A 14,093-nucleotide genomic window follows, 5' to 3' on the forward strand; every position below is an offset into this window, starting at 1 on the left:
ATTTGAGAACTACCGGAGGAAAACGTGGCACTTCCCCAGCTGACAGAGGAACAGCGCGCTGCGGCGCTGGAGAAGGCCGCCGCCGCCCGCCGCATCCGTGCTGAGCTGAAGGAGCGGCTGAAGCGGGGCGGTACCACTCTGGTCGACGTGTTGAAGCAGGCCGAGGAGAACGAAGTCCTCGGCAAGATGAAGGTCTCGGCTCTGCTCGAGGCTCTTCCGGGCGTCGGCAAGGTCCGTGCCCAGCAGACCATGGAACGACTGGAGATCGCACCCAGCCGTCGTCTTCGCGGCCTCGGCGACCGGCAGCGCAAGGCGCTGCTGGCCGAATTCAGCGGCGAGTGAGCGGCACCGGTCAGGACCACCCGGTGACCCCGGGCGCTGACCGCGGCGGTGAGCCGGTGGCGGGAGTTTCTTCCCGGCACCGGCTCACGGTCGTCTCAGGGCCTTCGGGGGTCGGGAAGTCGAGCGTGGCGAAGGAGCTGCGCAAGCTGGATCCGGAGATTTATTTCAGCGTCTCGGTGACCACCAGGAAGCCGAGGCCGGGTGAGGTCGACGGCGAGCACTACCACTTCGTCGACCGGCCCGAATTCGACCGCATGGTCGCCGTCGGCGAACTGCTCGAACACGCCGAGTTCGCGGGAAACTGCTACGGCACCCCGCGCGAGCCCGTCGAGCGGGCACTGGCCGCCGGACGCAACGCCGTACTGGAGATCGAACTCCAGGGCGCGCGGCAGGTCCGCAAGGCGATGCCGGAAGCGCGGCTGGTGATGCTGATGCCGCCGTCGTGGGACGAACTGGTCGGCAGGCTGACCGGCCGCGGCACCGAAAACGAGGCCGCGGTGAAGGCCAGGCTGGCCGAGGCGGAGCGTGAACTCGCCGCCGCCGGGGAGTTCGACGAGCGCGTCGTCAACGCCGAGGTGCGAGACGCCGCCGAGCAGTTGCTAAACTTGATAACCGGCGACATCTCAACCGAAGATTCGGAGCACCACGAGTGACGACTCAGGCCACGCTGCACGAAGAGCTCGAAGGCATCACCAACCCGCCCATCGACGACCTTCTCGAAAAGGTCAGCTCGAAGTACGCGCTGGTGATCTACTCGGCCAAGCGCGCTCGCCAGATCAACGACTACTACGCCCAGCTGGGCGAGGGCCTGCTGGAGTACGTCGGCCCGCTGGTCGAGCCGGGCCCGCGCGAGAAGCCGCTCTCCATCGCCCTGCGCGAGATCCACGGTGGCCTGCTCGAGCACACCGAGGGTGAGTAAACCCCGGATCGTTCTGGGCGTAGGTGGCGGGATCGCCGCCTACAAGGCCTGTGAGGTCCTGCGCGGACTGACCGAATCCGGTCACGACGTCCGCGTGGTCCCCACCGAAGCCGCGCTGAACTTCGTCGGCGCGGCCACCTTCGAGGCACTCTCCGGGAACCCGGTGCACACCGGCGTGTTCACCGAAGTGCCCGAGGTCCAGCACGTCCGCGTCGGCAAGGAAGCCGACCTGGTGATCGTCGTGCCCGCCACGGCGAACCTGCTCGCCAAGGCCGCGCACGGCATCGCGGACGATCTGCTGACCAACACCCTGCTCACCGCCCGGTGCCCGGTCGCCTTCTTCCCGGCGATGCACACCGAGATGTGGGAGCACCCGGCCACCCGCGACAACGTGGCGCTGCTGCGCTCCCGCGGCCTGGTCGTCGCCGAACCCGCCGCCGGCAGGCTCACCGGCAAGGACACCGGCAAGGGACGGCTCGCCGACCCTGCCGAGATCGTCGACCTCGCCCGGATCCTGCTCGCCGTGCCGAAGGCCCTCCCGCGCGACCTCGAAGGCGTGCGCGTGGCGATTTCGGCCGGTGGTACCCGTGAGCCGCTGGACCCGGTCCGGTACCTGGGCAACCGCTCGTCGGGCAAACAGGGTTACGCGCTGGCCCGCGTCGCCGCCCAGCGCGGCGCCGAGGTCACGCTGGTCGCCGCGCACACCGTCGCGCTGCCGGAGCCCGCGGGCGCGAAGGTCGTCCACGTGTCGACCGCCGAGGAGATGCGCCAGGCCATGCACGCCGAGGCCACCTCCGCCGACGTCCTCGTGATGGCCGCCGCCGTCGCCGACTTCCGGCCGTCGAACCGGGCCGATCACAAGATCAAGAAGTCCGACGACACTCCGGATCCCGTCGTCGAACTCGCGCGCAACGCGGACATCCTGGCCGAGCTGGTCCGCAATCGGACCCAAGGTCAGGTGGTCGTCGGCTTCGCCGCCGAAACCGGGGACGACAAGGGCGGCGTCCTCGACCACGCCAGGGTCAAACTGAAGCGCAAGGGCGCGGACCTGCTGGTGGTGAACGCCGTCGGTGAGGGGAAGGCCTTCGGGACCGAGGACAACTCGGGCTGGCTGCTCGGGGCCGACGGCACCGAAATCCCGATCCCCCTCGGCGCCAAGGCTGAACTGGCGTCCACATTGTGGGATGCTGTTGTGACCTTGATGAAGCGTTGAGAGCCCCCAAAGCGATAGTCAGTAGGCTTGAGTTCAAGCTGAGGGGTGCCTAACTTTCTAGGCATCAGACGTCTAGGTGAGGGAGTGACGGGCACCGTGACCGCGTCCACGAGCAGACTGTTCACATCGGAATCGGTGACTGAAGGTCATCCCGACAAAATTTGCGATGCCATCAGCGACTCGATCCTGGACGGCCTGCTGGCCAAGGACCCGCGCAGCCGGGTGGCGGTCGAAACCCTCATCACGACCGGGCAGGTGCACGTCGCCGGCGAGGTGACCACCGAGGCCTACGCGGACATCCCGACCATCGTCCGCGACGTGATCCTGAAGATCGGCTACGACTCCTCGGCCAAGGGCTTCGACGGCAACTCCTGCGGCGTCAACGTCGCGATCGGCTCCCAGTCGCCGGACATCGCGCAGGGTGTCGACACCGCGTACGAGTCCCGCGTCGAGTCCGACGAGGACGAGATCAACCGCCAGGGCGCCGGCGACCAGGGCCTGATGTTCGGCTACGCCTGCTCGGACACCCCCGAGCTGATGCCGCTGCCGATCGCGCTGGCGCACCGGCTCTCGCAGCGGCTGACCAGGGTCCGCAAGGACGGCGTGCTGCCGTACCTGCGCCCGGACGGCAAGACCCAGGTCACCATCGAGTACGCCGGTGACCAGCCGGTGCGGCTCGACACGGTGGTCGTGTCCACCCAGCACGCGGACGGCATCGACCTGGAGCAGATGCTCGGCGTCGACGTCCGCGAGCACGTGGTCGCCCCGGAGATCGCCGAGCTCGGCCTCGACACCTCCAACGTGCGCCTGCTGGTCAACCCGACCGGCCGCTTCGTCATCGGCGGCCCGATGGGCGACGCGGGCCTGACCGGCCGCAAGATCATCGTCGACACCTACGGCGGCATGGCCCGCCACGGTGGCGGCGCGTTCTCCGGCAAGGACCCCTCCAAGGTGGACCGCTCCGCCGCGTACGCCATGCGCTGGGTGGCGAAGAACGTCATCGCCGCCGGGCTTGCTTCGCGCGCCGAGGTCCAGGTCGCCTACGCGATCGGCAAGGCGGCCCCGGTGGGCCTCTTCGTCGAGACCTTCGGCACCGAGACCGTCGACCCGTCGAAGATCCAGGCCGCCATCACGGAGATCTTCGACCTGCGTCCGGCCGCGATCATCCGCGACCTCGACCTGCTTCGCCCGATCTACGCGCCGACAGCCGCGTACGGCCACTTCGGCCGTCCCGAGCTGGACCTCCCGTGGGAGAGCACGGCGCGGGCCGCGGACCTGAAGTCGGCCGCCGGCGCCTGATCCGTTCCGTGAAGGCCTCCTTGCCTACCTTGAGGGTAGGGAAGGAGGCCCTCACTACGTCCTGGCCTGATGCGGGGCGGCGGTAGCCCTGGGTCGGCGCGCGGTACCGGAGGTACATGAAGGGGTCCTTCACGGCGCTAGGCGCAAGGAAGGGGGCCTTCATGTACTTGGGAAGGCGTGAAGGTCGAGTTTCTCCGGCTGAGCCGCGTGAAGGGGTCCTTCACGCGGCATCGTTGTGGTCGGTGGAGTCCGCCGGCGCGTGAGGGGAACTTTGAGGGACTCTGGGTCCCTCACGGGGGCCTTCACGTCACTCCGCGGCGAGAGGCACCCCAGCACCGCGTGCGATGAACGGACCGTTGCTTGCAAATTTCGCAAGCAACGGACCGTTCATCGCACGCGGTGACTGGCAGTGGCGACAGAGTCTGGTAGAGATCACCGGGTGAGCAGCAGTCCCGAACCGACCCCGCTGTGGGACCTTCCGGAGCCTCCGAAAGCCGAGCCGGCGCGGAAGGCCAAACCGTCCCGCGCGAAAACCGCCAGCCGCCGCGGCGCGCAGAATCCCGCGCCCGAGAACCCGGTGGCGCGGATCGTCGTGGACATCCCGCTCACGCACCTCGACCGCACCTTCGACTACCGGATCCCCGAGAAGCTGCACGAAGCCGCCGTGCCCGGCTGCCGGGTGCGCGTCCGGTTCGCGGGCCAGCTCGTCGACGGGTACCTCGTCGAGCGTGCCGACACCACGGAGTTCACCGGGAAGCTCGCGTACATCGACAGGGTGACCTCCAGCGAGCCGGTGCTGCCTCCGGCGCTGCACACGCTCTGCCGATCCGTCGCGGACCGGTACGGCGGCACGCTCAGCGACGTCCTGCGGCTCGCGATCCCCTCCCGGCACGCGAAAGTCGAGGCCGAGCCGTCCGCGGAGCCCGCGCCGACGCCGGAACCGCCCGAAACCACGGCTTGGGAGCGGTACCAAAACGGCCCCGCTTTCCTGGAGGCCGTCGCGGAACGGCGTCCGGCCAACGCCGTCTGGCAGGCCCTGCCGGGTGAGGATTGGCCGCGCCGCCTCGCCGAAGCGGCCACCGTCGCGGCCGCGGCCGGACGCGGGGTCGTCATGGTCGTTCCCGACCACCGCGACCTCACCCGGCTGCACGACGCGTGCGCCGAACTGATGGGCGCCGATTCCGTGGTCGCGTTGATCGCCGGGCTGGGGCCGGCCGAGCGCTATCGCCGCTGGCTCGCGGTGCTGCGCGGCGCGGTGCGGGTCGTCGTCGGCACGCGCGCGGCGATGTTCGCGCCGGTCGCCGATCCCGGCCTGTTCGTGGTGTGGGACGACGGCGACGACGTCCACCTCGACCAGCACGCGCCGTACCCGCACGTCCGCGACGTGCTGATGGACCGCGCGCACGCCGCGAAGGGGTCCATGCTCGTCGCCGGTTTCGCGCGCACCGCGGAGGCGCAGTTCCTGGTGGAATCAGGCTGGGCGCAGCCTCTCGTGGCGGCCCGCCCCGAACTGCGGGCCGCGGCGCCGCGGGTCACCCCGGTCGGCGAGGACTTCGACGTCGCCCGGGACGAAGCGGCGAAGGCCGCGCGCCTCCCGTCGGTCGCTTTCGAGGCGGCCCGGCAGTCGTTGGCGGGCGGATTCCCTGTCCTCGTGCAGGTTCCGCGTCGCGGATACGTCCCGGGCCTCGCCTGCGGCAACTGCCGGACGTCGGCGCACTGCCGCCGGTGCGCCGGTCCGCTTTCCCTGCCGGGCGGGCTGATCGACGGCGCGCCGAGGCCGCCCGCCTGCCGCTGGTGCGGTGTCCCCGAGACGAACTTCCATTGCGCCGCTTGCGGTTCGGTGCGCTTGCGGGCGGTCGTCGTCGGCTCCAAGCGCACCGCGGAGGAACTGGGCCGCGCGTTCACCGGATTCCCCGTGCGGACCTCGGGCGCGTCGGAGGTTTTGGCTTCAGTGCCGGGGAAACCGGCGCTCGTGGTGTGCACGCCGGGAGCCGAGCCGGTCGCGGAAGGCGGCTACGGCGCGGCGTTGTTGCTGGACGGCTGGGCATTGCTCGGACGGCAGGACCTGCGCGCGGGGGAGGAGACCTTGCGCCGGTGGATGGCGGCCGCGGCACTGGTGCGGCCGGGGACCGAAGGCGGCCGCGTGTTCGTCGGCGCGGAAGCGGGTCTCGCGGTCGTGCAGGCGCTGGTGCGGTGGGACCCGGGCTGGCACGCGAGCCAGGAGCTGGCCGAGCGACGCGAACTCGGCTTCCCGCCCGCGATGCGGATGGCGAGTGTCGAGGGCACCCCGGACGCGGTCGCCGGGCTGCTCGACGACCTCGCCTTGCCGGAGACCGGCGAGGTGCTGGGCCCGGTGCCGCTCGGCGAGGTCGACGAGGACGGCAACGCCGAACGTGAGCGGGCATTGGTGCGCGTCGCACGTCCGGACGGGAAGGCGCTCGCCGCCGCGATCCACGCGGCCGCCGCCCGCCGGGACGCGCGCAAGGCCTCCGAGCCCATCCGGATCCAGCTGGACCCGCTGGAGCTCATCTAACCCCCGCGTTTCGTCCTCTGGATGCGGTAGTTCGGCCTCGAACTACCGCATCCAGAGGACTAATTGCGTGGGGTCAGAGGGTCGTGCCGGGGGTGGCGAGGACATCGGAGCGGGGCGAAGCGCCCGGAGCGGGCGTAGCCGCCTTCGCGGCGGAGCCGCCGAGAGCGGCGGTGAGCAGGGTGACGATCTGCGAGGAGATCGCCGCCCGCCGTGCCTCGAAGCCGGCGTCGGTCAGCGCCGAAGGATCGGCGGGCGTGCCGAGGACGGGCGTGTGCAGGTGCCCGCCCGCGATCCCGTCCAAGCCGAGTCCCGTCCGCAGGCGGTTGCTTCTGAACATCGACTCGTTGCTGAGATAGTTGCCGCCGCCGCCGGAAGCGGCGATCTCGCCGGGCTTCGGCGCGTCCGTCCGGCAGACCGCCGTTCCCGTCCCCGGGTTGCCGCTGTCCGGCCAGACGCAGAACGCCTGGTTGTACAGCACCTGGTACGCCCCGGCGGGCGCGGCGAGCATCTTTTCGTACGGCAGCGTGGTTTCGATGAACTGAGCGGCCGGCTGCGGCCAGCCGGCGGCGGGCGGGACGGGGCCGCGAACGGGCTCGTCGAGGTTGTCCGGCGAGCCACCGCGCCAGGCACCGGCCCAGCGTTCGATGTCGAAGCGGCCGGGACGGCCCTGGCTGATCGTCATGATCAGCTCCGGGCGGCGGAAGCGGTCCTTGAACGCCTGGCCGTAGGCCGCCTCGACGATGCCGGCGTCGAAGTAGCTCCACACCACCGGGAACGACACGGCCTGCACCAGCGCGGGCCCGGTGGGCGTCTGGATGACCTTGCCGTCCAGGTGCAGCGCGGCCGCGCCCGACGGGTTCGCGATGCGGACGCCCGCGCCGTTGAGGGTGAACGGGTCGAACCCGCTCACCAGCACCCGGCGCAGTTTGGGGCCGGCAGGGAAGCGGGAGTCGTCGAGGCCGCGGGCGCCGACGTCGAACGTCTTCAGCAGTTCGGCGCGGGCGGGCGCGGACAGTGGGAAGCGCGGTGTCCACTGGCGCAGTGCCTTGCTCATTTGCAGGCGCGCCCAGTAGAGCGGCCGGTCGTCGGCCTTGTCGATGCCGCCGAGATCGGGACGGCGGCCCTGCGCGCGGTCGACCGCGGTCCGCCAGAGCCCGTCGCCGGCGTTCTCCGCGAGCTTCTCGGCGCGCAAAGCGGTCTTCGTCGTGCAGAGACGCGTCGTGAAGTCCGAGACGAGCTTGTCGAATCCGGCGAGCCGGACGAGTTCCGGGCCGACCGCCGGGCCACCGGACGGCATGGTCGCGGTGAGCCGCTTCTCCTCGACGGTGATCGCCGCGGACTCGTCGAAGCAGGAGCGGGCGTCTTCGGCTTGCGCGACGCCGGGGACAGCGAGGACGGGGAGCGCGAGGAGCAGCGGAAGGAGCACGCCCCATCGCCTGCCGGGAGTCTTCATGGACCGCATTCTTCTCATCGATGCCGGGCCGCACTACCGACGTTCGCAGGTCTGGCCGGGTCTTGTCCGGGGTGGACAGGCGGGGCAGACTCGCGCCATGGCCGCGCACAGAAGCACTCTGGGACGCATCACCGCAGTCACCGCGATCGCCGCACTGGTCGGCACGGCCGCGCCGGGAACCGCGGCCGCGGCACCACCGACACCCAAGTCGCCGACCGCCGTCGGCTATCTGGGCGCGGTGTCGAGTATCGACGCGGACGCGACCGCGATCGGCACGAAGATCCTGCGTGAGGGCGGCAACGCCGTCGACGCCGCCGTCGCGACGGCCGCCGCGCTGGGCGTCACCGACCCGTTCTCCGCCGGCTTCGGCGGTGGCGGCTTCTTCGTCTACTACGACGCGCGCACCGGCAAGGTGAACACCCTCGACGGCCGCGAGACCGCGCCGTCGACGGCGAACGAGAACCTCTTCGTCGAGAACGGCAAGGCGATCCCGTTCCCCGAAGCCGTCACCAGCGGTTTGGGCGTCGGCGTGCCCGGCACACCCGCCACCTGGGACGAGGCCCTGCGCAAGTGGGGGACCAGGTCGCTGGCGAAGGCGGTCAAGCCAGCCGAAGACCTCGCCCGCAAGGGTTTCACCGTCGACCAGACCTTCACCACCCAGATCGCGAACAACGCCGCCCGCTTCTCGGCGTTCCCGTCGACCCGGTCGCTGTACCTGCCAGGCGGGGCGCCGCCCGCGGTCGGCACGACGTTCAAGAACCCCGACCTCGCCGGCACGTACGCGCAGCTCGCCGCGAAGGGCACCGACGTGCTCTACCGCGGCCCGATCGGCGCCGACGTCGTCGACACCGTGCGGAAGCCGCCGGTCGACCCCGCGTCGACGCTGAACGTGCGTCCCGGCGACATGACGGCGGCCGACCTCGCCAAGTACCGCGTCGTCGAGCGGAAGCCGACCAAGACCCGGTACCGCGGCCTCGACGTCTACGGCATGCCCGCGCCGTCTTCGGGCGGGCTGACCGTCGGCGAGGCGCTGAACATCCTCGAGAACACGAAGCTCTCGAAGCTGGAGAAGGCCGACTACCTGCACTACTTCCTGGAGTCGACGCGGTACGCCTTCGCCGACCGTAACCGGTGGATCGGCGACCCGGCCTTCGTCGACGTCCCGGCGAAGGAACTGATCAGCCAGAAGTTCGCCGACAGCCGCGCGTGCCTGATCGACCCCGCGAAAGCCGGGACGAGCCCGGTCGCGCCCGCCGACCCGCGTAAGCCGACTCCTTGTGTCGCGGGGACGAACGCCGCGCCGACGCCGTACGAGGGCGAGAACACCACCCACCTCACGGTCGCCGACCGGTGGGGCAACGTCGTCGCCTACACGCTGACCATCGAGCAGGAGGGCGGGAGCGGCATCGTCGTGCCGGGCCGCGGGTTCCTGCTCAACAACGAACTGACCGACTTCTCCTTCACCCCGGTGACGCCGGGCGTGCCCGACCCGAACCTGCCGGGCCCGGCGAAGCGGCCGCGTTCGTCGATGGCGCCGACCATCGTGCTCGACCACGGCAAGCCGTTCCTCGCCGTCGGCTCGCCCGGTGGCGCGTCGATCATCACCACCGTGCTGCAGATCCTCACCGGCCGCATCGACCGCGGCCTGAACCTCGTCGACGCGATCGCCGAACCGCGCGCTTCGCAGCGGAACTCGGCGGCCGCGCAGGTCGAGCAGGCGTTCCTCGACCAGACCGAGGTGCTCAAGGCGCTGAAGGCCAAGGGACAGGGCTTCTCGACGGCGCCCGCCGAGATCGGGGCCGCGACCGGTGTCGAGCGGCTGCGGGACGGCCGGTGGCTCGCCGCCGCCGAACCGACCCGGCGGGGTGGCGGCTCGGCGGCCGTCGTGCTGCCCTGGCCACCCAGGTAGGGCCCGGCTCGCGAAGGCCTCTTTCAGCTCTCTCGCGTGCCATGAACGGTCCTTTACTTGCAAATTTTGCAAGTAAAGGACCGTTCATGGCGCTCGACGGCGGGCACGGGGACAGCGAGCGCGCCCCGGCGGCGGGGCCCTTCTAGACTGAGCGGCGATGTTCGCCCAGTCAGAGGTACCCGTCCCCCCGGCGGAGGTGCGTTGATGCGCCTCGTCTTCGCCGGCACCCCCGAACCCGCCGTCCCGTCGCTGCGGGCGCTTCTCGCGTCCGAACAGCACGAGGTCGTCGCCGTGGTGACCCGTCCGGACGCTCAGGCGGGCCGTGGCCGCCGCGTCGTCCGGTCCCCGATCGGCGCGCTGGCCGACGAGCTCGGGATCGAGGTGCTGACCCCGCCGAAGGCGAGCGACCCCGCGTTCCTCGCCCGGCTCGCGGAGATCGCCCCCGACGCGTGCCCGGTGGTCGCGTACGGGGCGCTGCTGCCCCAAGCCGCGCTGGACATCCCGGCGCACGGCTGGGTCAATCTGCACTTCTCGCTGCTGCCCGCGTGGCGCGGCGCCGCGCCGGTCCAGGCCGCGATCCGCGCCGGGGACGAGATCACCGGCGCCTCGACCTTCCGTATCGTCAAGGAACTCGACGCGGGACCGGTCTACGGCGTGATCACCGAGCAGATCACCGACGGCGACACCGCCGGGGAGCTGCTCGCCAGGCTGGCGGAGTCCGGGGCGAAGCTGCTCGTGTCCACGATGGACGGAATCGCCGACGGCACATTGCGCGCGGTCGAGCAGACCGGTGACGGCCTGAGCTACGCGCCCAAGGTGACCGTCGAGGACGCGCGCGTGTCGTTCGCCGATCCGGCCACCGCGGTCGACCGGCAGATCCGCGCGGTCACGCCGGAACCCGGTGCGTGGGCGGAGTTCCGGGGCGAGCGGCTGAAGCTCGGCCCGGTGACGGTCGTCGACGAGCCGGGGCCCCCGCCGGGTGAGCTGGTCGTGGAACGCAAGCGGGTCCTGGTCGGCACGGCGTCGAAGCCGGTGCGGCTGGGCGAAGTGCAGGCGCAGGGGAAGAAGCGGATGGCGGCCACCGACTGGGCGCGCGGTACGAGGATCGAACAAGGAGAGCGCCTGCAGTGAACGAGCGTAGGGAACGCCGGCCGTCGAGGCCGGAGCGAGGCCGCCCTGGCCCGCGTAAAGAGGGGCCGAGCCGCCCGCCGCAGATCGACCCGGCCCGGCAGGTCGCCTTCGACGTCCTGCGCGCGGTCCGTGAAGACGACGCGTACGCGAACTTGGTGCTGCCGCAGCTGCTGCGCAACCGCCGGATCTCCGGTCGTGACGCGGCGCTGGCCACCGAACTGACCTACGGCACCTGCCGCGCGGTCGGCATGCTGGACGCCGTCATCGAGGCATGCCTCGACCGGCCACTGGCCAAAGTGGACGCCATCGTGCTGGACGGGCTGCGGCTCGGCGCGTACCAGCTGCTGCGCACCCGCATCCCCGAGCACGCCGCCGTCGGGTCCACTGTGGACCTCGTTCGCGCCGAAGTCGGTTCCTGGATCGCGGGTTTCGTGAACGCAGTGCTGCGCTCGGTGTCCGAAAAGGACGAAGAGACTTGGCTGAACGAGCTGGCGCCGGACGAGGCCGTCGACCCGATCGGCGCCTACGCGCTGCGGACGGCGCACCCGCGCTGGGTCGCGCGTTCGTTCGCGGAAGCCTTGGGGGACAAGGGCGCTGAGCTGAAGGCGGCTCTTGAGGCCGACGACGACCGTCCCGACGTCCACCTGGTCGCCCGGCCCGGCGAGATCAGCGCCGACGAACTGGCCGCGATCACCGGCGGCGACGTCGCCCCGTACTCGCCCTACGGTGTCCGGATGCCCGCGGGCTCCGGCGACCCCGGCGACATCGAGCCGATCAGGGAAAAGCTGGCCGCGGTGCAGGACGAGGGCAGCCAGCTGTGCGCCGTCGCCGTCACGAAGGTCCCGCTCACCGGCTCCGACGAGCGCTGGCTGGACCTGTGCGCCGGTCCGGGTGGCAAGGCCGCGCTGCTGGGCGCGCTGGCGTCGATCAGCGGCGCGACCGTCGACGCGGTCGAGAAGGCACCGCACCGCGCGAAGCTGATCGAGAACGCCGTCCAGGGCCTGCCGGTGACCATCCACGTCGCCGACGGCCGCGAGTCCGGTCTCGAACCGGGCTACGACCGCGTTCTGGTCGACGCGCCGTGCAGCGGGCTCGGCTCGCTGCGGCGTCGCCCGGAGGCACGCTGGCGCCGTCAGCCCGGTGACATCTCGGACCTGACGAAACTGCAGGGCCAGCTGATCACCGCGGCGCTGGACCTGGTCCGTCCCGGCGGTGTCGTCACCTACGTCGTCTGCTCGCCGCATCTGGCCGAGACCGAAGGCGTCGTGGGGGAGACCGCGCGCCGCGCCGGCGCCCAGATCGTCGACGCGCGGGAGTTCTTCCCGGATGTCCCGCAGCTCGGCGACGGCCCGTACGTCCAGCTGTGGCCGCATCGCCACGGCACGGACGCGATGTTCTGCGCCGTCCTGCGGAAGCCGGACTCCGCCGGGTGAGCAGGGTCCTCGGCCTGGTCGCGAGCTCGTGCGGCGGACTGGACACCCGGTTCGCCGCGCAGCTCGCGAAACCGGCCGCGGACCGCGGCTGGGAGCTCGCGATCACGCTGACCCCCACCGCGGCCCGCTGGCTGGAAGAGACCGGCGGGCTCGGTGACCTGGAGAAGTGCACCGAGCTGCCGGTCCGCAGTACCTCCCGGCTGCCGGGCGAACCCCGCCCGCATCCGGATCCCGAAGTGTTCCTGTTCGCGCCCGCGTCGGCGAACTCCGTGGCGAAACTGGCGCTGGGCATCGCCGACAACCAGGCGCTGACCCTGCTCGGCGACGTCCTCGGCACACCGGGCGTCACAATCGTGCTGGGCTACCAGATCCAGGACACGCGGGTGCACCATCCGGCGTGGCAGCGCCATCTCGACACGCTCGCCTCCGCCGGGGTCACCACCGCGAGGCTCAGCCCGGAGGCCTCGTGGACCTCCGTGCTGGACCTGCTGCCGTCGGTTTAGCGGGCGCAGAATCCGGTGTCCAGCGCCTTGGTGAGGTCGTCCGCAACCTTGGGCGGCGCGGGATTCAGGTTCACCACGACGTTCACCCGCCTGCCGTGCGGGACGGCGCCCGACAGGTTCGCGTAACCGACGATGTTCCCGCCGTGCCCCCAGAACGTGCCGCCGCACGACAGCGGGACGGACGCGATGCCGAGACCGTACTGCGCGCCCGGGAGCCCGACGGGTGCCGGAATGGTGCGCTGCATCTCCGCCAGCTCCGCGCGCTGCAGGAGTCGGCCGTCGACGAGCGCGCCGTAGAACCGGTTGAGATCCGCACCGGTCGAAATGAGCCCGCCGGAGGCCCCGGCGGCCGACGGATCGAATTCGGTGTAGTCGGTGTGGCCGGCGGGACCCGGCGCGTAGCCCCTGGCGTGCGGATACGGCAGGCCTTCGTCGCCGCGCGACGGCAGGTACGTGTCGCGCAGGCCGAGCGGCTTGGTGATCCTGCTCCGGATTTCGGTGGCGACGGAACGACCGGTGAGCTTCTCGATCAGCATCCCGGCGATGATGTAGTTCGTGTTGGAGTACGACCAGTTCGTGCCGGGTGCGAACAACGGCGGATGCGCGAGCCCGATCGCCACCAGCTCCTCGGGTTCGGCACCGCGATGGCGCCACTCCTCGAGGTCGAGGTCACGGAGGTAGTTGTAGATCCCGCTGGTGTGCTGGAGCAGCTGCCGGACGGTGATCTTGGTGCCGTCGTTGCCGTTCCCCTTGACGAGCCCCGGCAGGTACCGGTCGATCGGCGTGTCCAGCCCGACCTTCCCTTCGGCGACCAGTTGCAGCACCACGACGGCGACGAACGTCTTCGTGATACTGGCCGCCCGGAACTTCGAACCGTGCGGGAACGGCGTCCCGGTCTCGACGTTCCCGACGCCTTCGCGCTCCGACCACGTGCGCCCGGACGGGCTCGTCACCGTCGCTTGAGCGCCGGGGACGCCGTCCTGCACCAGCGTTTTCAGCGCTTGGTCGACCTTGTCGTGTGGTCCGCTCGCGGCGAGCGCCGGGGTGGCGGTCGTCGCGGCGAGCAGCGCGACCAGCGAACCGACGGCGATGACCTTCTTGCCTGGCAAGGATTTTCGCATGGTCATCACGCTAGGGACGGTCGGGTGCGGTAGCCATGGGGCAGGCCCCACGCCGGACCGGGGGTCTGCCCCACCTGGCCGTGAAGCCTCCGCTTGGCGCCCGCTTTCGGTGCCCCCAATGTGGCATTGGGGACGCTCAGCGACCCCAATGCCACATTGGGAGCACCGCGGCCGGACCACGAACCTCACCTGAGTGCCCGACCGCCCTGCCGCGGCGCGTGCCGCCCCCGCACCGAG

Annotated in this window: 12 protein-coding genes; 10 read left to right on the forward strand and 2 right to left on the reverse strand. The window is 71.1% G+C overall.

All coding sequences use genetic code 11. The features are described from left to right. The first annotated feature begins 24 nt into the window (after positions 1 to 24). From mihF to DMH03_RS21710, 6 genes are all read left to right on the forward strand, one after another. The gene (gene mihF / locus DMH03_RS21685) at positions 25 to 342 is read left to right on the forward strand and encodes an integration host factor, actinobacterial type (RefSeq protein WP_003096398.1); all 318 of its coding nucleotides are present in this window, start codon (positions 25 to 27) and stop codon (positions 340 to 342) included. Further along, positions 339 to 995 carry a guanylate kinase gene (gene gmk, locus DMH03_RS21690; protein WP_125793778.1) on the forward strand — a complete coding sequence of 219 codons (657 nt, stop codon included), beginning with the start codon at positions 339 to 341 and terminating at the stop codon, positions 993 to 995. Before mihF ends, gmk begins: the two co-directional genes overlap by 4 nt. Next, complete coding sequence (rpoZ, locus tag DMH03_RS21695; RefSeq protein ID WP_005152353.1) at positions 992 to 1,261, forward strand: DNA-directed RNA polymerase subunit omega; 270 nt, start codon at positions 992 to 994, stop codon at positions 1,259 to 1,261. Before gmk ends, rpoZ begins: the two co-directional genes overlap by 4 nt. After that, complete coding sequence (gene coaBC / locus DMH03_RS21700; RefSeq protein ID WP_199748958.1) at positions 1,254 to 2,474, forward strand: bifunctional phosphopantothenoylcysteine decarboxylase/phosphopantothenate--cysteine ligase CoaBC; 1,221 nt, start codon at positions 1,254 to 1,256, stop codon at positions 2,472 to 2,474. Before rpoZ ends, coaBC begins: the two co-directional genes overlap by 8 nt. Positions 2,475 to 2,558: 84 nt before the next feature. Next, positions 2,559 to 3,773, forward strand: coding sequence for a methionine adenosyltransferase (metK, locus tag DMH03_RS21705; protein WP_370310842.1), 1,215 nt, complete (start codon positions 2,559 to 2,561; stop codon positions 3,771 to 3,773). A 439-nt stretch (positions 3,774 to 4,212) separates the two neighbouring features. Then, a complete protein-coding gene (locus tag DMH03_RS21710) occupies positions 4,213 to 6,306 on the forward strand; it encodes a primosomal protein N' (RefSeq protein WP_125793779.1) in 2,094 nt (697 codons plus the stop codon). A gap of 73 nt (positions 6,307 to 6,379) precedes the next feature. Here DMH03_RS21710 and DMH03_RS21715 read toward each other — a convergent pair whose 3' ends face one another. Continuing rightward, positions 6,380 to 7,759, reverse strand: coding sequence for a hypothetical protein (locus DMH03_RS21715; RefSeq protein ID WP_233611575.1), 1,380 nt, complete (start codon positions 7,757 to 7,759; stop codon positions 6,380 to 6,382). Between the two features lie 97 nt (positions 7,760 to 7,856). Here DMH03_RS21715 and ggt point away from each other — a divergent pair, with 97 nt between their 5' ends. The 4 genes from ggt to DMH03_RS21735 all read left to right on the forward strand — a co-directional run bounded on the left by ggt (position 7,857) and on the right by DMH03_RS21735 (position 12,735). Beyond that, a complete protein-coding gene (gene ggt / locus DMH03_RS21720) occupies positions 7,857 to 9,668 on the forward strand; it encodes a gamma-glutamyltransferase (RefSeq protein ID WP_125793781.1) in 1,812 nt (603 codons plus the stop codon). Between the two features lie 204 nt (positions 9,669 to 9,872). Next, a complete protein-coding gene (fmt, locus tag DMH03_RS21725) occupies positions 9,873 to 10,799 on the forward strand; it encodes a methionyl-tRNA formyltransferase (protein WP_125793782.1) in 927 nt (308 codons plus the stop codon). Then, complete coding sequence (locus DMH03_RS21730; protein WP_125793783.1) at positions 10,796 to 12,232, forward strand: RsmB/NOP family class I SAM-dependent RNA methyltransferase; 1,437 nt, start codon at positions 10,796 to 10,798, stop codon at positions 12,230 to 12,232. The genes fmt and DMH03_RS21730 overlap by 4 nt, the downstream gene beginning before the upstream one ends. Next, complete coding sequence (locus DMH03_RS21735) at positions 12,229 to 12,735, forward strand: flavoprotein (protein ID WP_125793784.1); 507 nt, start codon at positions 12,229 to 12,231, stop codon at positions 12,733 to 12,735. Before DMH03_RS21730 ends, DMH03_RS21735 begins: the two co-directional genes overlap by 4 nt. Here DMH03_RS21735 and DMH03_RS21740 read toward each other — a convergent pair. Continuing rightward, positions 12,732 to 13,856 carry a serine hydrolase gene (locus tag DMH03_RS21740; RefSeq protein WP_125793785.1) on the reverse strand — a complete coding sequence of 375 codons (1,125 nt, stop codon included), beginning with the start codon at positions 13,854 to 13,856 and terminating at the stop codon, positions 12,732 to 12,734. The two genes, DMH03_RS21735 and DMH03_RS21740, sit on opposite strands and share 4 nt — an antisense overlap. Between the last annotated feature and the right edge of the window lie 237 nt (positions 13,857 to 14,093).

This window comes from Amycolatopsis sp. WAC 01376 (assembly GCF_003947415.1).
Classification (GTDB): Bacteria; Actinomycetota; Actinomycetes; order Mycobacteriales; family Pseudonocardiaceae; genus Amycolatopsis.

Bases quoted from the DNA above. Each gene is read 5' to 3' on its own strand.
- fmt (WP_125793782.1), top strand. From the start codon at position 9,873: ATGCGCCTCGTCTTCGCCGGCACCCCCGAACCCGCCGTCCCGTCGCTG.
- ggt (WP_125793781.1), top strand. From the start codon at position 7,857: ATGGCCGCGCACAGAAGCACTCTGGGACGCATCACCGCAGTCACCGCG.
- DMH03_RS21740 (WP_125793785.1), bottom strand. From the start codon at position 13,856: ATGCGAAAATCCTTGCCAGGCAAGAAGGTCATCGCCGTCGGTTCGCTG.
- DMH03_RS21715 (WP_233611575.1), bottom strand. From the start codon at position 7,759: ATGAAGACTCCCGGCAGGCGATGGGGCGTGCTCCTTCCGCTGCTCCTC.